This window comes from Dermacoccus sp. SAI-028 (assembly GCF_004346775.1).
GTDB lineage: Bacteria > Actinomycetota > Actinomycetes > Actinomycetales > Dermatophilaceae > Dermacoccus > Dermacoccus nishinomiyaensis.
In genome coordinates, this window is the sequence record NZ_SMFS01000001.1 from 1,139,949 (window position 1) to 1,158,677 (window position 18,729).

The 18,729-nt window shown below is 70.5% G+C and carries 11 protein-coding genes and 1 riboswitch; of the genes, 9 read left to right on the plus strand and 2 right to left on the minus strand.

Going from position 1 to position 18,729, the window contains the following annotated elements:
* Positions 1-3 precede the first annotated feature (3 nt).
* A riboswitch (SAM riboswitch) is annotated at positions 4-118 on the minus strand.
* 578 nt (positions 119-696) lie between these two features.
* Entirely contained in the window at positions 697-3,657 is a 2,961-nt protein-coding gene (locus EDC82_RS05335) for a DNA translocase FtsK (RefSeq protein WP_131940792.1), read from the plus strand.
* A gap of 266 nt (positions 3,658-3,923) precedes the next feature.
* Here EDC82_RS05335 and EDC82_RS05340 read toward each other — a convergent pair whose 3' ends face one another.
* Positions 3,924-5,681, minus strand: coding sequence for a MauE/DoxX family redox-associated membrane protein (locus EDC82_RS05340; RefSeq protein WP_131940794.1), 1,758 nt, complete (start codon positions 5,679-5,681; stop codon positions 3,924-3,926).
* Between the two features lie 68 nt (positions 5,682-5,749).
* Here EDC82_RS05340 and rimO point away from each other — a divergent pair, with 68 nt between their 5' ends.
* The 4 genes from rimO to EDC82_RS05360 all read left to right on the plus strand — a co-directional run bounded on the left by rimO (position 5,750) and on the right by EDC82_RS05360 (position 8,866).
* Positions 5,750-7,231, plus strand: a complete 1,482-nt coding sequence (gene rimO / locus EDC82_RS05345) for a 30S ribosomal protein S12 methylthiotransferase RimO (RefSeq protein ID WP_131940796.1) — start codon at positions 5,750-5,752, stop codon at positions 7,229-7,231.
* A 1-nt stretch (position 7,232) separates the two neighbouring features.
* Positions 7,233-7,925 (plus strand): CDP-diacylglycerol--glycerol-3-phosphate 3-phosphatidyltransferase, encoded by a 693-nt coding sequence (gene pgsA, locus EDC82_RS05350; RefSeq protein ID WP_131940799.1) that lies wholly within the window; start codon positions 7,233-7,235, stop codon positions 7,923-7,925.
* Positions 7,922-8,422 carry a CinA family protein gene (locus EDC82_RS05355; protein WP_131940801.1) on the plus strand — a complete coding sequence of 167 codons (501 nt, stop codon included), beginning with the start codon at positions 7,922-7,924 and terminating at the stop codon, positions 8,420-8,422. The genes pgsA and EDC82_RS05355 overlap by 4 nt, the downstream gene beginning before the upstream one ends.
* Positions 8,423-8,572: 150 nt before the next feature.
* Positions 8,573-8,866 carry a helix-turn-helix domain-containing protein gene (locus EDC82_RS05360; protein ID WP_006944575.1) on the plus strand — a complete coding sequence of 98 codons (294 nt, stop codon included), beginning with the start codon at positions 8,573-8,575 and terminating at the stop codon, positions 8,864-8,866.
* 49 nt (positions 8,867-8,915) lie between these two features.
* Here EDC82_RS05360 and EDC82_RS05365 read toward each other — a convergent pair whose 3' ends face one another.
* Positions 8,916-14,309 (minus strand): DEAD/DEAH box helicase, encoded by a 5,394-nt coding sequence (locus EDC82_RS05365; protein ID WP_131940803.1) that lies wholly within the window; start codon positions 14,307-14,309, stop codon positions 8,916-8,918.
* A gap of 98 nt (positions 14,310-14,407) precedes the next feature.
* Between EDC82_RS05365 and EDC82_RS05370 the strand changes: the two genes are divergently transcribed.
* The 4 genes from EDC82_RS05370 to miaB all read left to right on the plus strand — a co-directional run bounded on the left by EDC82_RS05370 (position 14,408) and on the right by miaB (position 18,691).
* On the plus strand, positions 14,408-14,641 hold the full coding sequence (locus EDC82_RS05370) for a DUF3046 domain-containing protein (protein WP_038567672.1): 234 nt from the start codon (positions 14,408-14,410) through the stop codon (positions 14,639-14,641).
* A 407-nt stretch (positions 14,642-15,048) separates the two neighbouring features.
* Entirely contained in the window at positions 15,049-16,074 is a 1,026-nt protein-coding gene (gene recA, locus EDC82_RS05375) for a recombinase RecA (protein ID WP_369815079.1), read from the plus strand.
* An 82-nt stretch (positions 16,075-16,156) separates the two neighbouring features.
* A complete protein-coding gene (locus tag EDC82_RS14885) occupies positions 16,157-17,089 on the plus strand; it encodes a RecX family transcriptional regulator (RefSeq protein ID WP_235006124.1) in 933 nt (310 codons plus the stop codon).
* A gap of 63 nt (positions 17,090-17,152) precedes the next feature.
* Positions 17,153-18,691: a tRNA (N6-isopentenyl adenosine(37)-C2)-methylthiotransferase MiaB gene (miaB, locus tag EDC82_RS05385; protein ID WP_131940805.1), complete on the plus strand. Its 1,539-nt coding sequence runs from the start codon at positions 17,153-17,155 to the stop codon at positions 18,689-18,691.
* The last annotated feature ends 38 nt before the right edge of the window (positions 18,692-18,729 follow it).

Consider the following 18,729-nt stretch of genomic DNA (forward strand, 5'->3'; position numbering starts at 1 on the left):
CTCGGCCCGCGCTTGCCGACACCGGTGCTGGTGGCGGCCAGGTCGTCACCCGGAGCACCCCACCGCGGTGGAGGGTTGCCGTCCAGCAAGCCGGGGCTGTGCGCTGGAACTCATGACCTACGTGAACGCTCGCACCCGGCCCTCCGCCGCGTCCACCGACGTGCGGCCAGAGGTTCGCATCGTGAGATCACCTGTGGGATCGCGGATGGCGAGCGCCGCGCGCAAGAGTCGGCGTCTCGCGGTGGGGATGCCCGTGGTCCCCCGGGCAGCTGGCGGCGCCTCCGACAAGGGTCAGGGCGCTGTCGGATGCGAGCGCGTCAACGCGCCAGCGCATCGGGACGCGGATTCGAAGGTGTCGAGCCGACCCGCCGTCACCATTGGACCCGTGTCACGGCGTGGGTCCGCGAAAACGGCCGGAACCCCCACTAGCCTTGCGGGGTGGCGACCCGAAACAGACCAGCGAACGACAGCGTCCTCGTCGCGAAGAAGGCCTCTTCGCAGCCGCGCGCCAAGAGCTCGCGCCCGGCCGGCGCATCTGCGGCCTCGACGACGCGCGCCCGCACGACCCCGCCGAAGTCGAGCGCACCACGTTCGGGCGGCACGACGAAGAATGCACCCGCGCGCAAGACCGGCTCGTCGCGAGGGGCTGCTGAAGCGCGTCCCTCCGCGTCCGGTCGCGCTGCTCGTGGCGCGTGGATGGGTGTTTCGCACGTCGCCGGCGGCACCGTCCGCCGCGTCGGCGCCGCCGCTTCTGACCTCGAACCCGAACACCGTCGCGACGGGCTCGGTTTCGCCCTCCTCGCCCTCGGCATCGTCGTCGCTGCGCGGGAGTGGTGGGGGCTGCCCGGCATGTTCGGGGACGTCGTCCACGCCGTCGCGGCCGGCACGTTCGGCGTCATCGCCTACGTTCTGCCCGTCGTCCTCATCGGCATGGCCATCCACATGTTCCGCCACCCGCGGGGGCACCAGCCGACCAACCGCATGACGATCGGACTGACGATCCTCGCGCTCGGCTCGACGGGGATCGCCCACCTCGTCGGCGGGCGTCCGTCGACAGGGGTTTCGACCGCGGTGCGCGGCGCAGGCGGCATCCTCGGCGTCATCACGGGAGGGCCGCTGTCTGCCGCGCTCACGGTGTGGGGCGCGGGCATCATCCTCGCGCTCGTGTCGTTCTTCGGTTTCCTCGTGCTGACGCGCACGCCCGTCAATCGCATCCCGCAGCGCATCCGCGAGGTCGAGGCGCAGATCTTCGGCCACCCCCTCGATGAACGCGACGACGAGGGCGAGCTGCTTCAGCGTGACGCCGTCGCCGACGACCTGCACGGCGCCGACATCGGTAACCGCGCGCGGGGCGGCTCGCGTCGCGGCGCGGGTGACGACGCCCGGCGCGGCGATGAGCCCTACGAGCAGGCCGCCGAGGTCGTCGGCAAGGGGCCGCGCGGCGCGGGCCGTGGCATATCACGCAACCCGCTCAACCGCCGTCGCGGTGAGCAGCAGATCTACGACATCGACACGATCGACGGCGCCCCGGCGGGCGTCGATCAGACGCGAGAGATGCCCGCCGGCGGCTCTGACGACGAGCGCGCCGGTGACGCGAGCGCCGCTGCGCTCGCGCGAGCCCGAGCATCGCGCTCCGGAGCGTCGCCGGCAGGGGAGGCGGCAGGTGGGGCAGCGCGCCGCTCCGCACCCATGGATTCCGTCGACGATGCCGTTGTCGACCAGGCCTCCGCACGTGCGGCGCAGGCGTCGCGCCCGGCGTCGGCACAGCGGCCGGGGGAGTCGCCGAAGGCCGCGGCGGCCCGTCAGGATGCCGGTGCCACGCGCGTCGAGCAGGCTGCGCCGGCCGCAGCCGTCCCTCAACGTCAGGTGGAAGCTCAGCCCACCGAACAGCTTCCACCTCGTGTCGAGCAGCTCGCAATGGGCGGCGACGTCACGTACACGCTGCCCGATTCGAACGTCCTCGAACAGGGGACCCCGCCCAAGGAGCGTTCCGCCGCGAACGACCGCGTCGTCGACGCGCTGACCGAGGTACTCGAGCAGTTCGGTATCGACGCCGTCGTCAGCGGGTTCACGCGCGGCCCGACGGTGACGCGCTACGAGGTCGAACTCGGCCCCGGCGTCAAGGTCGACCGTGTGACGGGGTTGAGCAAGAACATCTCGTACGCCGTCGCGAGCGCCGACGTGCGCATCCTGTCGCCGATCCCCGGCAAGAAGGCCATCGGTATCGAGATCCCGAACGCCGACAAGGAACTCGTCAGCCTCGGCGACGTGCTGCGCAGCCAGGCGGCGCGCAACAACACGCACCCGATGGTCATGGGTGTCGGCAAGGACGTCGAGGGCGGCTACGTCGTCGCGAACCTCGCGAAGATGCCGCACATGCTCGTCGCGGGTGCGACGGGCGCCGGTAAGTCGAGCTTCGTCAACTCGATGATCACGTCGTTGCTCATGCGGGCCACGCCCGAAGAGGTGCGCATGGTGCTCGTCGACCCCAAGCGCGTCGAACTGACGGCGTACGAGGGCATCCCGCACCTCATCACGCCGATCATCACGAACCCGAAGAAGGCCGCCGAGGCACTCGAGTGGGTCGTGCGCGAGATGGACGCACGCTATGACGACCTGGCCGCGTTCGGCTACAAGCACATCGACGAGTTCAACAAGGCGGTGCGCGCGGGCAAGGTGCAGCTGCCGCCCGACAGCAAGCGCAAGCTCGCGCCGTACCCCTACCTGCTCGTCGTCGTCGACGAGCTCGCCGACCTCATGCTCGTCGCGCCGCGCGACGTCGAGGCGTCGATCCAGCGCATCACGCAGCTCGCGCGTGCCGCGGGCATTCACCTCATCCTCGCGACGCAGCGCCCGTCCGTCGACGTCGTCACCGGCATCATCAAGGCCAACGTGCCGTCGCGCCTAGCGTTCGCGACGTCGTCGCTCGCCGACAGCCGCGTCGTGCTCGACCAGCCCGGTGCCGAGAAGCTGCTCGGTCAGGGTGACGCGCTGTTCCTGCCGATGGGTGCGAGCAAGCCGATGCGCGTGCAGGGCGCATGGGTCAACGAATCCGAGATCCACGCCGTCGTCGCGCACGTCAAGAGCCAGCTCGCGCCGAACTACCGCGAGGACGTCGCGCAGGTCGCGCCGAAGAAGGAGATCGACGACGACATCGGCGACGACCTCGACGTGCTGCTGCAGGCCGCCGAACTCGTTGTCACGACACAGTTCGGATCGACCTCGATGCTGCAGCGCAAGCTGCGCGTCGGATTCGCGAAGGCCGGGCGCCTCATGGACCTGCTCGAATCGCGCGCCATCGTCGGCCCGTCCGAGGGGTCGAAGGCGCGCGACGTGCTCGTCAAGCCCGACGACTTGCCGCAGACGCTCGCGTTGCTCAAGGGCGAGGACGTGCCCGATGCGTCGGGTGGCGACGGTTTCGCGGATGCTGACGAGGACGACGCCCTCGGCGGTAGGGGTTCGGGCGGCTCCGGGGGTTCCACGGGTGCACCCGGCTCGATGGGTGCGGGCGGTTCGATGGGAGCGGGGCCGATCGACCTCGTCGCGCAGTCGCAGGCCGACCTCGCCGAGCCGGGCGAGCAGTACTACGACGGGCACGACTCGTCCGATGACGACGGTTCTGAGGACGCCTGGAACCTCACGAGCAACGCCCGCTGACCCGCTCGTCCGCCCGCCGCTGACCCGCCCGCCGGCGGCTCGGGCGCGTCCTCATCTGCGATTCCCGTCCCCATCGGCGAATCACATCCACATGTGCGATTCCCGTCCACATTCGCGATTCTTGGTCACTTCCATGAAGGTGGCCAAGAATCGCCGTTGTGGACAGGAATCGCGAAGGTGGACGCCGTTCGCAGAAGAGGACGGGAATCGCGAACGTGGACGTAAATCGCCGATGGGGACGGCTGCGAGGGGACAGGACGGGTGCGTCAGGAGTGAGCCGGGCGGGCAGCGGCGACCTCGGTGAGGATGTCCTGCATCGTCGCCTCGATGGCATCGAATCCCGAGACGGGGCCGGCGATGAGTTCCTGCGTCGGGCCGACGGCGAACAGCGTCGGCGTGCCGACCCGCATCATCTGTGAGATGGCGAGCGGCTCGTCGATCATGACACGGGCCGGGTCGGTGCCGCGCTCGACGATGACGTCCGCCTGCGGCTGCGTCGTGACGACGTAGTGGATCGGCAGGGCACCGAGCTGTTCCTGCCACGCCGGCGCTGCGTCCATGACGTGCAGACACGACCCACACGAAGGTGAGACGTAGAGAAAGATCGCTGGGCCCATCGCGCCAATCTGTCGCAGTGACGTCGTCGCGCCCGTCGCGTCCTCGAACATCATGAACGGCGTCGGCGTCGGCACGTAGTCGAGCAGATCATCGTCGCTCGCCTCTGAGGGGTCAGAGACGTTGTGAACGCCCGCGGCTTGAGGCGCTTGGTTGACGGAGGCGGCCGGAGATTCAGGGGCATCACCGGCGCGAGTGCCATCAGGGGCGACGGGCGTCTCAGCGGTGAGGGCGTCAACCCCGTGAGACTCGACGGCGCTCGACGCGGCGGCGTCGGCGGCCGGGGCGCCACTCGCGTGAGGCTTCGGAGGGTTCGGGGCCGCGGCGCCGGTGGCCGGGGCAACTGCGGGGTCCAATGGCGCGGCGTCCGAAACCCCCACGGTTGAGGTGTCGGCGGGGTTCTCGTTCGGCGCGGCACCGAGCTGGTCGGCGATGTCACCCATGAGAGCGATGACGTCCTTCGTGCCGCCCACCGGCCCGCCGACGAGCTTGCCGTCGGCGCCGAGCAGCACGGCCGAGGGAGTGCCGACGCCGAACAGCCGCGCGACGGCGTACGTCTCGTCGAAGAGCAGGTCGAAGTCGTCGGCGTCGTCGAGGCCCGGCACGACCTCGCGCGGCGCCATCGGCAGCACGAGGCTCGTGCGCAGCGCCGGCATGGTGCGCTGCCAGGTGCGCGCGTGCTCGATGACGTCGATGCACGAGCCGCACGTCGGTGACACCAAGAGCAGCAGAACGGCTTCACGCGCCGCGAGATCGCGCAGGGTCACGCTCTGCCCGCCCGGCGTCGTGACGACGGCGAAGGGGACGGGGACGCGCAGGTAGTCGTCCTCGTCGCCGCCGCCCGCGGTGGCCACCGGGCCCGAGACCGCAGAAGCCGCCGAGTCGTCGCCGCGGTGGCCAGCGATGAGCCACGTCAGCACCACCGCGCCCAACACGCCCGCGAGCCAGGCCCAGTCGCCGCCGTCGAAATCACGCAGGCGCGCCAGGACGCCGTCACCACGCGCCGCGTCGAACAGCGACAGCGCCGCGAGCGCGACGAGGACGACGTTGCGTACCGCAGTGAATCGGTCGACGAAGCCGAGGCCGAGTTTGCCGAAGCACGAGCACGTGACGGGCTCGCCGAAGCCCAGCGCGCGCACGATGACGACGAGGTAGGCGACGAACAGCAGCACGGCCGCTACGTTGACCACGGCCGCGAGCCACCCCGACGTCACGATGAGCGCGATCGCGAGCACGATCTCGGCGACCGGCAGCAGCGTCGGCACCTTCCACCGCATGAGGAATCGCGGCAGGCGCAGGCTCGTGAAGGCCTGGGCGGCGGTCTCGAGATCCGCGAGCTTCGCGACGCCGGAGACGAGGAGCACGAACGCGAGGAGGACGGCCGGGACGATCAGAGGGGCGTCATACACGCGCTAATGATAGGTCGCTCGGCGTGGGCCGAACCTTGGGCGAGGGCGGCGCCACTAGACTTTCGAGCATGACTTCCGCCCCCACCCGCAGCGTCGCCGTCGTCACCCTCGGATGCGCGCGCAACGAGGTCGACTCCGAAGCGCTCGCGGGGCGTCTGTCCGCGGAGGGCTGGACGCTCGTCGACGATGCCGCAGAGGCGGACGTCGCCGTCGTCAACACGTGCGGGTTCGTCGAGCAGGCGAAGAAGGACTCGATCGACGCGCTGCTCGAGGCGAACGAACTCAAGGAATCCGGGCGGACGCAGGCCGTCGTCGCCGTCGGCTGCCTCGCCGAGCGCTACGGCAAGCAGCTCGCCGATCAGCTGCCCGAGGCCGACGCGGTGCTCGGTTTCGATTCCTACACCGACATGTCGACGCACCTGACGTCGGTGCTCAACGGCCACAAGCCCGAGGCGCACATGCCAGGCGACCGCCGCAAGCTACTGCCGATCTCGCCCGCGAAGCGGCAGGAGGGCGCCGACGGTCTCGCGCTGCCCGGCCACGGTGCGCCGGTCAGCGAGCCGTCGGACGTCGAGGTGGCCTCGCCCGTCGCGACGCCGCGCGTCATCCGTGCCCGCCTCGACGGCCGTCCGTGGGCGCCGCTCAAGATCGCGAGCGGCTGCGACCGACGTTGCGCTTTCTGCGCGATTCCCGCGTTCCGCGGCGCGTTCATCTCGCGTCGCCCCGCCGACGTCCTCGCGGAGGCGCGCTGGCTCGGTGAGCACGACGTCAAGGAGGTCTTCCTCGTCTCGGAGAACTCGACCTCCTACGGCAAGGACCTCGGTGACCTGCGCCTGCTCGACACGATGCTGCCCGAGCTCGTCGCCGTGGACGGCATCGAACGTGTGCGCGTGTCGTACCTGCAGCCCGCGGAGATCCGGCCCGACCTGCTCGATGTCATGGCGAACACGCCTGGTATCGCGCCGTACTTCGACATCTCGTTCCAGCACGCCTCCGGCCCGTTGCTGCGCACGATGCGGCGCTTCGGCGATCGCGAGTCCTTCCTCAGCCTGCTCGACGACGTGCGGCGCCGCGTGCCGAACGCGGGCATCCGTTCGAACGTCATCGTCGGGTTCCCGGGCGAGAGTGAGAAGGACCTCGACGAACTCGAACAGTTCCTCGTCGGGGCGCGCCTCGACGTCGTCGGTGTCTTCGGCTACTCCGACGAGGACGGCACCGAGGCCGAGACCTATGCCGACAAGCTGCCGCAGGACGAGATCGACGCGCGCCTCGAGCACTTCCGCACCCTGACCGAGGAGCTCAACCTGCAGCGCGCCGAGGAGCGCATTGGGGAGCGTCTCGAGGTGCTCATCGAGGCCACCGAGTCGGACGACGAGGACGACCCCGAGGCCGCCGTTCGCCATGTCGGCCGCGCCGGGCAGCAGGGCCCGGACGTCGACGGCATGACCTACGTCGAGGCCCCCGACGGGCGCGAACTGCGCGTCGGCGACATCGTCGAGGTCGAGGTCGTCGCCACCGAAGGAATCGACCTCGTCGGGGAGCTGCGCTGACGTGGCGCATCGTGCGACTCAGGGCCACACGCCCGAGGCGACCGAGGGTGGCGTGACGGACGACGCAGCCTGCGAGCCTGCGGCCCCCGTCGACGCGCCTGCGGGCCGCGAGACCGTCAGCGACTGGAACATTGCGAACGCCTTGACGATGGGTCGCATCGCGCTCGTGCCGTTCTTCGGCTGGTTCCTCGTCGCGCGCGCCGGGCACGACGACACGTTCCGCATCATCGCGTTCGTGCTGTTCGCCGTCGCGGCGATCACCGACCGCATCGACGGCGACATCGCCCGCAAGCGTGGCCTCGTCACCGACTTCGGCAAGCTGATGGACCCGATCGCCGACAAGGCCCTCACCGGCATGGCGTTCGTCGGCCTGTCACTCATCGACGTCGTGCCGTGGTGGGCGACCGTGCTCATCCTCGCGCGCGAGATCGCCGTCACCGCACTGCGATTCGTCGTCATCCGCCGCAGCCACGGCGTCATGCCGGCCAGCCGCGGCGGCAAGATCAAGACGGCGCTGCAGGCACTCGCAGCCGGGCTGTTCGTGCTGCCGCTGCCGTGGGTCGGGCACGCGCTGGCGTGGGCGATTCTCGCGGGCGCGATCGTCGTCACCGTCGTCACCGGCGTCGACTACTTCGTCCAGGCGACGCGGCTCAACCGCCGTCATGGGGGGCGCGGGACGGAAGGGTCGGCATGAGCGTGGGAGCGTCCGAGACGGCTCAGCGGCTCGTCGAGGATTTCACCCGTCGCGGGCTGAGGTTCGCCTGCGCAGAATCGCTGACGGCGGGGCTCGTCAGCGCGGGGATCGCCGACGTCCCCGGCGCCAGCCGTGTGCTGCGCGGCGCGGCCGTCACCTATGCGACGGAGGCGAAAGCCGCCGTCCTCGGGGTGGACGACGCTCTGCTCGCCGAACGCGGAGCCGTCGATGCCGAGGTCGCCACCCAGATGGCGCGCGGTGCGCTACGTCTCTTCGAAGCCGACGTGGCCGCCGCGACGACGGGCGTTGCCGGGCCGAGCGAACAGGACGGTCAACCTGTCGGACGCTGCTACGTGGCGATCGCGGTCGTGGACCGGGAATCCGAGCCCGACGGTGTGCGTTGTCACGTTCAAGAGTTCACCTTCAGCGGTGATCGTGCGGCGATCCGTCGGGCTGCGAGCGAAGCAGCATGGCGGATGAGCCTCGACCAGGCGTGAGGGCTCACACGATCCGTATGGAACACGCCGCCGACGAAACCGTCGTCGGCGGCTCGTCCACGGCGGCCCTCGGAGGTTTGTCACCCGTCGCCGCTACAGTGAGAGCAACCAAAACTGGCACGCACGTGCCATCGTCACCAGGAGATACGCATGATCTTGCTTCGCGAAGAGCTCGGTGACGTGCTGCGCTCCCAGCGTCAGGCGCAGGGGCGCACCCTGCGCGAGGTCTCGAAGGCGGCGCGCGTCTCGCTCGGTTACCTGAGCGAGATCGAGCGCGGCGAGAAGGAAGCCTCGTCCGAGCTGCTCGCCGCCGTCTGCGAGGCGCTCGAGCTGCCGATGTCGCAGACACTGCACCTCGTCGCCCAGAACGTCGCGCGCGCCGAGGCTGCGCACGCACCCCTCGTCCTGCACCCCAACCGTGCGGCGGTCGCCAAGGCTGCGTGACGGCCCTCGGCTGAGCGGCGCCGTCGCGGGGAGCCCGCCGTGGTGATGCTCAGCGTCGCTTGCGGATGCCGTGCGGCCCGGCGACGAACCCCGCGTCCATCAGCGCCTTCACGATCGGCTCCTCCGAGGTGAGGGCGCTGATCCCGTTCACCGTCTTGATGCTGAGCGAGTCGACCTGGCCGCCGCTGACGAGCCCCGCCAATCGTGCGCCCACCTCCGGCCAGACGGCGTCCTCGGCCGTCCAGGTGAGGGCCGTGCGGCCGCCGCGTTCCACGTAGGCGACGAGAGCGCCGTCGGCGATGACGACGAGCGCGCCCGCCTTGCGCCCGGGACGGTGACCGGCGTGCTCGTCACGTGCCGGAGGCCACGGCAGCGCCGCACCGAACGGGTTGGCCGGGTCGCAGGCCGCGAGCACGAGACACTCGACGGGCCGCGAACCCCACGGATCGGGCTCCGGCGCGCGCGTCGCACGCAGCGCATCGACGGCGACCGACGCCCCGAACTGCGAGGCACCGAGACCTTCGACGAAGTAGCCGCGCCGCACGAGCCCGCGCTCCTCGGCGCCGGCGAGCACCTTGTAGACGGCGGCGAACCCGCCGACGACGTCCTCGTCGACGACGGCGCCGCGCGTCACGATGCCGTGGCGGGCGAGCAGCCCCTCGGCCCGCGTGAACGTGCGTTCGGTGAGATCATCCTCGGCTGCGGGCAGGAGGCGCCATCGTCCGACGGCGGTCGGAGGGGTCCTGCCGGCGGCCGCTGCGCTGGGGCGGCCGGCGCGCGACGACAACGACGGACCCCGCAGGCGGGCATACCGCGAGCCGCGCGCCGTCGACACCCGCGGCTTGTGCGCACTCGCGCCGCCGGTGAGCAGAGCGCGCACGGGCGCGAACGTATCGCCGCTGACGTGACCGTTCCACACCGCGTCCCACAGCGCGCTCGTGAGAGCCGAGTCGTCCGCGGTTGCCAGGCGAGTGCGCAGATCGGCGAACAGGTGGCTACCACCAGCCCCGAGGGCTCGCGCCACTGCGGCGCCGGTGAGGGGCGAACGCCCCTTCTGCGTCCCGGTCTGAGTGGGCGCTGCCGTCCTGTCGTCGCGGGACTCAGCGGTCGCGCCGTGCGCACCTGAGTCAGCCGTCATCGGGGCGGCGGCACCCGCCACCTCGGCGAGTTGGTCGGCGGGTGGTTCGCTCACACCCGAGCCGTTGACGTCGGCATCGTCGGTGTTATCGACAACGCCAGAGGCCGCCGCGTCGGATGTCTGCGCATCTGGCTCGGCGTCAGATCGGGCGGCACCAGATCTCGCAATCTCGGACGATGCGGCAGCGGCCGTCGACCGCTCTTCTGCGGGCGCCTCACGGCCGGGGGCGTCGAGCTCACTCGGAAGGGCGTGCGCGGCCAGCGTCAGGGGAGCGGTGTCGGGGAAGTGGAAACTGATCCAACCGTCGTCGGCGGAGATGCTGCCGTGCCCCTGCCACAGCAGTTCACCGGCGGCGAGCAGCTCGTCGAGGTCGGAGGGGCGGTAGTTCGTCACGCGGGCCGGCAGGATGAGGCTCTCGATCGCGGACGCGGGCAGCGGCACCCCGACGAGCGGTTCGAGGGCGGCGAGCACACCGTCGGGTCCGCGCAGCCCCCCACCCACCTGCTGCCAGCGCGGCAGGAAACGGGCGTACTGCTCCGCGGCGACCGGTTCGATCTCCGCGCGCAATGACGCCAGCGACATGCGTCGCAGCGTGCGCAAGACGCCCGGGTCGCAGAACTCCCCGTCACGATCGCCGCCGCCGAGCGAGTCGGGCAGCAGAGCTCCGTGGACGAGGCGCGAGTCGTGCGCGAGCCGCGTCAGCGCACTCGTGACGACGGCGACGCCGAGGCCGTAGTGTCGCGCCGCGCGGGCCGCGGTGAACGGGGCGTGGCTCGCCGCGTATCGCAGCAGTAGATCGTCGAGCGGCGCCGTCACGGGTTCGAGATACGCCTGTGCAACGCCGGGCGGCAGTGCGACACCGAGCGCATCCCGCAGACGCGATGCGTCCTCGATCGCGGCGAGGCGCACATCACCGCCCCAACGCACCTCGATGGCGCGCCGGGCCGCGACGAGTTCGCGCCACCACGGCTCGACGTCGCGGGCCTCGGCACCGGGAGGTGGGTCGAGCTCCGACTCGTGGTCGGCGGCGTCCGACCCCACGTCGTCAGCCGTCACGTCCGTCGAGGTCGCCTCCACCGCGTCGTCGCCGGTCTCTGCCAGCTCACCTGCCGCCGTCGGCGCCGGACCGGATGACTCCGCCTGCAATACCACCGGGTCGGCCGACGACGTCGGGGCCGGCACAGCTCTTGCGGCGATCTCCTCGAGCGTCAGCGGGCCAAGGGCGCGCAGGGCATCGGCGAGATCCTCGGCATGGCGCAGACGCCGGTCGGGCGCGAGCCGTTGGGTGCGCGACTCGAACAGCCGCACGACGTCGGGGTCGAGCAGGTCGGCGACGGACAGTCCGCCGGCGGACCCGAGCAGGTCGGCGAGCAACTCCGGGTCGAGCGACAACGCGGCGGCGCGCCGCTCCGCGAGCGGCGAATCGCCCTCGTAGAGGAACTGCGCGACGTAGCTGAACAGCATCGCCTTGGCGTACGGGCTCGGCGACGTCGTCTGCGTGTGCACGACACGCACCTCGCGCTTGGCGATGGAACGCATGAGATTCACGAGGCCGGGCACGTCGTAGACGTCCTGCAGCACCTCACGCACCGCCTCGAGGACGATCGGGAAGCTGGGGTAGGCGCTCGCGACCTCGAGCAGCTGCGCGGCCCGCTGACGTTGCTGCCACAGCGCCTGACGCTTGCCCGGGTTACCGCGCGGCAGCAGCAGCGCACGCGCGGCGCACTCGCGGAATCGCGCCGCGAACAGGGGCGTGCCGCCGACCTGATGGGTGACGATGTCGGCCACATCGTCCGGGTCGAGCACGATCGCCTCGATGAGGGCGTTCGTCAGGGTGTCGTCATCGCCCTCGGTCTCGAGCAGGCGGAAGACCAGCCCGTCATCGGTGTGCATGGCCTGCACCTCGACGCCGAACCGCTCCGCCATCCGGGCGCTGACGGCGAGCGCCCACGGTGCGTGCACGGACGCGCCGAAGGGGGAGTGCACGACGATGCGCCAGTCGCCCATCTCGTCGCGGAAGCGTTCGATGACGACGGTGCGGTCGGTCGGCATGTGCCCGACGGCTTCCTGTTGCTCACGCAGGTAGGTGAGCAGGTTGCGGGCGGCGAGTTCGTCGAGCCCGAGTTCGCGGGCGCGCGTGAGGGCGTCGTCGTCGCTCGTCTCGGCCATCTCCCGGGTGAACGCACCGATCGCCTCACCGAGTTCGAGGGGTCGCGACAGTGCGTCACCCTTCCAGAACGGCAACCGCGCCACCTGCCCCGGCGCGGGGGTGACGAGCACCTGATCGCGCGTGATGTCCTCGATGCGCCACGTGCTCGTGCCGAGGGTGAACACATCTCCGACGCGGCTCTCGTAGACCATCTCCTCGTCGAGTTCGCCGACGCGGCGCCCCGGCCCGTCGCCGCCCGCGAGGAAGACGCCGTACAGGCCGCGGTCGGGGATGGTGCCGCCGGAGGTGACGGCCAGTCGTTGCGCGCCGGGGCGCGAGCGCAGCACGTCGTCGCTGCGATCCCAGACGATGCGGGCGCGCAGCTCACGGAAGGTGTCGCTCGGGTACAGCCCCGACAGCATGTCGAGGACGGAGTCGAGGACGCTGCCCGTCAGACCCGCGAACGACGCCGCGCGACGCAGCACCCGTTCGAGGTCATCGCGACGCCACTCGTCCATCGCAACCATCGCGACAACCTGTTGCGCGAGAACGTCGAGGGGGTTGGCCGGAACCGCGATCGACTCGATGAGGCCGCGCCGCATGCGGTCGACGACGACCGCGGCGCTCAGCAGATCGCCGCGGTACTTGGGGAAGAGCACACCGTGGCTCGTCGCCCCGACCTGGTGACCCGCACGGCCGATGCGCTGCAGCCCGCTCGCCACGCTCGGTGGCGATTCGACCTGTACGACGAGATCGATCGCGCCCATGTCGATGCCGAGTTCCAACGAACTCGTCGCGACGACGGCGGGCAGGCGCCCCGCCTTGAGCTGGCCCTCGATCTCCGCCCGCACGTCCTTGCTCACCGACCCGTGGTGAGCGCGCGCGATGACGGCCGGCGTGCCCGCCGACGTCCCGGCACCGCCGACGAGCGCCGCAGGTGGGGTCGAGGCGCGCGCGTCGTACCCAGGCATGACCTCGTCGCGGGTCGCCCGGCCATCTCCGGCGCGAGCCTCGTCAGCCCGGGCAGCGCCGGTCATGGCGTCGCCGACGGGGCCTGTGGCCCACGGGTCGACGAGGGAGCTCGACGATGCGTGCGCTGGCTTGTCCGCGTCTGCGGCGGTCGCGTCGTCGTCGTTCAGATCGGCCGCGTCGAGGTCGATGTCGTCTGCCCCGGCTGAGCTGCCGAGCGCTTCCGCCTGCGCCGCGGCGTCGAGGCGCTCGGCCCAGATCTCGTTGAGGCGTGCCGTCAGACGCTCGGCGAGTCGCCGCGAGTTGGCGAACACGAGCGTCGAGGTGTGCGCGGCGATGAGGTCGACGATGCGTTCCTCGACGTGGGGCCAGATCGACGCCGTCCGCTCCGGGGCGTGATCGTCGAACGAGGCGTCGTCGTCCCGCGGGCTGGAGGCGAGGTCTGCCATGTCCTCGACGGGGACGACGACGTCGAGCTCCCACGTCTTCGTGATCGGCGGCGCGACCGTCGTGACGGGGCGCCCGCCGGCGAGATAGCGCTCGACCTCGCTGATCGGGCGGACGGTGGCCGAAAGGCCGATGCGCTGCGCGGGGGAGTCGAGCAACTCGTCGAGGCGTTCGAGCGTGACGGCGAGGTGCGCGCCACGCTTGGTGCCCGCGACGGCGTGGATCTCGTCGATGATGACGTACTGCACGCCCTTCAGCCGCTCGCGCGCGTTGCTCGTCAGAAGCAGGAACAGCGACTCCGGGGTCGTGATGAGGACATCGGCGCCCTTGCTCGCGAAGTCGCGCCGCTGCTTCGGAGTCGTGTCGCCGGAACGCACCGCCACCGAGACCTCGGGCTCGCTCAGGCCGAGGCGCGTCGCCGCGTGACGGATGCCGACGAGGGGGGAGCGCAGGTTGCGTTCGACGTCGACGGCGAGGGCCTTCATCGGCGAGACGTACAGGACCCGGCAGCGGTGGTCGGCGTCGGGCTGCGCGTCGTCGCCTGCGTGCATGACCTGGTCGAGCCCCCACAGGAAGGCGCTCAGGGTCTTGCCCGAACCGGTCGGGGCGACGACGAGCGTGTGCTGCCCCTCACTGATCGCTTCCCACGCGCCCTCCTGAGCGGGGGTGGGTGCGCCGAACGTGCCCGTGAACCACTCACGGGTGGCCGGCCAGAAACGTTCGACGACAGGGCTGTTCATGCGCCCAAGCGTGCCACGCGGCGCCGACAACCCCGTCGTTTCGCGGTTTTCGCCCCGTCAGGTTGCCCCCGCAGTGGCCCGTGGGCGAGGGTGGCGGGGTGCGAGAGAGTGAGTTCAACCGCCTCATGGCAGACGAGTTCGGCGACGCCTACGGCTCGATGGTGGCGAGCAGCCACGTCTTCGGCGCGCTCGACGGGCGCACCGCGAACGAGGCGCTCGCGGCAGGCGTCCCCGCCCGACGGGTCTGGCTGGCCGTGTGCGACGCCTTCGACATCCCCGAGGAGCGCCGCCTGGGCCGCGACCGGCCCGTCATCGACCACCCGTTCGAGTGAGGCCGTCTCGGTTCCGATGAGCCGGGCGGGTCGTCCCGGCAGTGGGTAGGGGTGAGCGGAACGAGAATGGCGGGTGCCGCCGTCGCGGGTCTGAGGTGGCTCGTCGACCGCACGCGGACACGCCACGCGACGCTGTTCGAACGCGTGTTCTATTTCGTGTAATGTGGTCCACAGATGCGACGCCGGGGAACCCTTCTCCACATCGTGCGTGGCCCGTGATTCCGGTGTTGTCGGTGGTCGCATCTAGCGTCTGATTCGACACGAGGTCACCCAGCACGTCGGCCTCCTCGTCGATCGCCGGTAGGCGCGACCACCCACGATTTCGAAGGAGAACGGCCATGGCCAAGGCACCCACCACCCCCAACCCGTCAGCATCGGGCGACAAGATCAAGTCGCTCGACACCGTGATGGCTCAGATCGAGAAGGCCCACGGCAAGGGCTCGATCATGCGCCTCGGCGAGGACGTGCGTCCTCCGATCGAGGTCATCCCCACCAGCTCGATCGCGCTCGACGTCGCGCTCGGCATCGGTGGCCTGCCCCGTGGCCGTGTCGTCGAGATCTACGGCCCGGAATCGTCGGGTAAGACGACGGTCGCGCTCCACGCCGTCGCCAATGCGCAGAAGGCCGGCGGCATCGCGGCCTTCATCGACGCCGAGCACGCGCTCGACCCGGAGTACGCCCGCAAGCTCGGTGTCGACACCGACTCGCTGCTCGTCAGCCAGCCCGACACGGGTGAGCAGGCGCTCGAGATCGCGGACATGCTGATCCGTTCCGGTTCGCTCGACATCATCGTCATCGACTCGGTCGCTGCGCTCGTGCCCCGCGCCGAGATCGAGGGCGAGATGGGTGACAGCCACGTCGGTCTGCAGGCGCGCCTCATGTCGCAGGCACTGCGCAAGATCACCGGTGCGCTCAACTCGACCGGTACGACGGCGATCTTCATCAACCAGCTGCGCGAGAAGATCGGTGTCATGTTCGGCTCCCCGGAGACGACGACCGGTGGTAAGGCCCTCAAGTTCTACGCGTCCGTCCGCATCGACGTGCGCCGCATCGAGACGCTCAAGGACGGTTCGGAGCCGGTCGGCAACCGCACTCGCGCCAAGATCGTCAAGAACAAGGTGGCGCCGCCGTTCAAGCAGGCGGAGTTCGACATCCTCTACGGCCAGGGCATCTCGCGCGAGGGTGGCCTCATCGACATGGGTGTCGAGCAGGGCTTCGTCCGCAAGTCGGGTGCCTGGTACACGTACGAGGGCGACCAGTTGGGGCAAGGCAAGGAGAACGCCCGCACCTTCCTCAAGGACAACCCGCAGCTCACCGATGAACTCGAGCTCAAGATCAAGAAGAAGCTCGGCATCATCCCGGACGACGACGCGGTGCTCGAGGGCCTCGACCCGGACGCGCCCATCGACGCCGAGGTCATGGTCGACTTCTGATCGACGCCACGACGCGGCGGTGACGCCCCCGCTCCGACCGGGGATCGACGTCGCCGCGTGTGGGAGACGGTGAGCGCGACACATGCCTTCACGACCTGACGACGTCAGGCAGTCTCTGGGGCTGCCCGACTTCGTCGACCCCGTCGACGTCGGCGAGGCGAGCCTCGCCGCGTCACAGACGTGGGGCGACGAGCGACCGGCCACGCCGCGCGGCTTGTCGACCGGCGACCCTGCCGCCGGAGTCGCTCGTCCCTTCGGCTCGGCGGGCCACGAAAGCCGCTTCGCCGGTGACGACAGTGGTAACGGCGACAACGCCAGCGCCCGGCCCGGCCGCGCCGGGCGCCAGCGCCAGGGCCGGGGCGGTTCGGCGTCCGGGTACGGCCAATCATCGTTCGGTACGTCGTCCTTCGGCGCCTCGTCCTGGGGCGTAGGCGCGCGCTCAGGCGCCAAGCGCAAGGCCAAGAAGCAGCTGACGTGGGCCGAGAAAGCCGAGCGGCGCGAGAAGCGGGCAGCGGCGCGACGGGAAGCCGAGGCAGCTGAGCGCGAGAAGGACCCGATCGGGTACGCGCGCGAGATCGTCCTCACGCAGCTCACGGCGATGCCGCGCAGCCGCTCGCAGCTCGCCGACAAGCTGCGTGAGAAGGAGGTGAGCGAGGACGTCATCGACGTCGTCCTCGACCGCATGGAGGACATCGGGCTCGTCGACGACGAGGCCTATGCCGCCATGCTCGTGCGTTCGAAGCTCGCCTCCCGGGGGCTCGCCCGTCGCGCGCTGCGTCAGGAGCTCAAGCGCAAGGGCATCGACGACGACGTCGCGACCGTCGCGCTCGAACAGGTCGACGACGATGTCGAACGCGAGCAAGCTCTCGTCCTGGCGCGCAAGAAGATGGTGACGATGAGCCGGCTTGACGAGCCGACGCAGACGCGCCGCCTCGCCGGGCTGCTCGCTCGCAAGGGCTACTCGGGCGAGCTCGTGTGGTCCGTCATCCGGCAGGTGCAGGAGGAAGCGTCATGAGCGAGCACGAATCAGGCCCCGTAGCGCCCCGGAACTCGACCACGCCGACCGGCGTAGACTTGGATGGCCATGGCTAAGACGTATGAGGTGCGCACCCACGGGTGCCAGATGAATGTCCACGACTCCGAGCGCATCTCGGGGCTGCTCGAACAGGCCGGTTACACCGACTTCGCGGCGCTTCCGGAGACGGAGCGCTCCGAGAACCCCGATCTCGTCGTGTTCAATACGTGCGCCGTCCGCGAGAACGCAGCGAACAAGCTCTACGGCAACCTCGGGCACCTGCGTCCGACGAAGGACGCGACGCCGGGCATGCAGATCGCCGTCGGCGGCTGCCTCGCGCAGAAGGACCGCGCGACGATCGTCGAGCGCGCGCCGTGGGTCGACGTCGTCTTCGGTACGCACAACGTCGGCTCGCTGCCCGCCCTGCTCGATCGTGCCCGTCACAACGCCGAGGCCCAGGTGGAGATCCTCGAGAGCCTCGAGGTCTTCCCCTCGACGCTCCCGACGCGTCGCGACTCGGCCTATTCCGGCTGGGTGTCGATCTCCGTCGGCTGCAACAACACGTGCACGTTCTGCATCGTGCCGGCGCTGCGCGGCAAGGAGAAGGACCGCCGCCCCGGTGAGATCCTCGCCGAGGTGAAGGCCCTCGTCGCGCAGGGCGTCGTCGAGATCACGCTGCTCGGGCAGAACGTCAACACCTACGGCGTCGAGTTCGGCGACCGTCACGCGTTCAGCAAGCTGCTGCGCGCGTGCGGCGAGATCGAGGGCCTCGAGCGGGTGCGTTTCACGAGCCCGCACCCCGCGGCGTTCACCGACGACGTCATCGACGCGATGGCGGAGACGCCGAACGTCATGCCGAGCCTGCACATGCCGCTGCAGTCGGGCAGCGACAAGGTGCTCAAGGACATGCGCCGCAGCTACCGCAGCAAGAAGTTCCTCGGCATCATCGAGAAGGTCCGCGAGAAGATGCCGGACGCGGCGATCACGACCGACATCATCGTCGGTTTCCCCGGCGAGACGGAGGAGGACTTCCAGGGCACCCTCGACGTCGTCGAGGCCTCCCGCTTCAGCTCGGCGTTCACGTTCCAGTACTCGGTCCGCCCTGGCACGCCGGCCGCGACGATGGACGACCAGATCCCCAAGGAGGTCGTCCAGGAGCGTTTCGAGCGCCTCATCGAGCTGCAGGAACGCGTCTCCTGGGCGGGCAACCGCGAGCAGGAGGGGCGCACCGTCGAGGTGCTCGTCGCGCCGAGCGAGGGCCGCAAGGACGCCGAGACGCACCGCATGTCGGGCCGGGCGCGGGACAACCGTCTCGTCCACTTCGCCGTGCCGGAGGGTGCCAAGCGCCCGCGCCCCGGTGACATGGTGACGGTCGACGTCACGTACGGCGCGCCGCACCACCTCGTCGCCGACTCCGGTCTCGACGGCGGCACGTACAGCGTGCGCCGCACCCGCGGTGGTGATGCCTGGCAGGCGTTGCAGGACGCGGCGGCCGACGGTACGCCGACCGGCGCCGCGAAGCCCGCCGTCAGCCTCGGCATGCCGTCGATCGGGCAGCCGCAGATGCCCGTCGCGACGGCGCCAGCCTGCGCCGCGAACTGAACCTCGCGCGGCAGCGACGGCGGCGCTGACCATCGCGC